Consider the following 1,074-nt stretch of genomic DNA (forward strand, 5'->3'; position numbering starts at 1 on the left):
AACGCCCGCCGGGGCAGCGACCGGGGCACCCGGCCCGACCTCAGCGCCACCACGGTGTCGATCCGCAGACCGATGAGCGTCGCGTTCGCGACGCACGTCTCGCAGCCCCAGCGGCGCATCCGCTGCCGCGCCGAGTTGGCCATGGTGCGCGCCAGCTCGAACTCCCCGGTCATGTGCGCGGCCACGGCGCGGTACAGCTCCACGTCGGCCAGGTCCCGGGTGATGCTGTGCCCGTCGCGCATCGCGGGGAGCATGCCGTCGAGCTGCTTGCCCGCCTCGTCCGCCAACCCGGCGGCCATCAGCGCCTGGGCCCGGTGCAGGCCCAGCAGGACCGGCACGTCCAGGTCGTTCTCGCGGTAGGAGCGCTCGCTGTGCTCGTAGCGGCGCAGCGCCGCCGGAACGTCGCCCACCCGCAGGTCCAGCAGGCCGAGCGAGTGGCTCGCGTCGGCGGCCCGGTCGAGCAGCCCGTGCGCGGTCGCCAGCGTGGCGGCATCGGTCAGGTCCTGGCGTGCCTGGCGGATGGACCCCAGCCTGGTGTGCGCGGTGCCCCGGCTCCACAGCGACTTTACTTCCAGCTCGACCTGCTGCGGCCCGACGTCACCGCCCGCGCGCCGCTGCACGTAGTGGTCGAGCGCGGCGTCGAAGAAGGTGATGGCGTCCTCGATCAGGCCCGCGTTGAGGAGCAGGAGACCGCGGTTGTGCTCGACGCCCCCGCGCAGCTCGTCCCTCACCAGCGGGTCGGTGACGTCCTCGACCAGCCGCCGCACCTCGGCCAGCCCGTCCAGCCCGGCGGCCGGGCCGGACGACTCCGCCGCCAGGGCCGCCAGCGTGGACCACAGCCGGATCCGCGCCACGTGCCAGGCCGACCGGGTCTCCGGGTCCGCGGGGTCGACCGCTTCGATCAGGTTCCGACTGCGTCGGAGCAGGCGCACCGCGTCGTGGTGCCGCCCGGCGCACGAGGCGTCCACGCCACGGCGGTGCAGTTCGCGCGCTTCACGGATGACAACGGCTTCGTCGCGGTCAACGGTCACTGGCACCCGTCTATGACATCACAGAACGCAACGGGAAAGCGCC

1 pseudogene is annotated in these 1,074 nt (G+C 73.6%); it reads right to left on the reverse strand.

Going from position 1 to position 1,074, the window contains the following annotated elements:
- A pseudogene (locus AB0G02_RS41905) lies at positions 1-1,031 on the reverse strand (hypothetical protein); the annotation flags it as partial.
- Between the last annotated feature and the right edge of the window lie 43 nt (positions 1,032-1,074).

Source organism: Actinosynnema sp. NPDC023658, assembly GCF_040639995.1.
Lineage (GTDB): Bacteria > Actinomycetota > Actinomycetes > Mycobacteriales > Pseudonocardiaceae > Actinosynnema.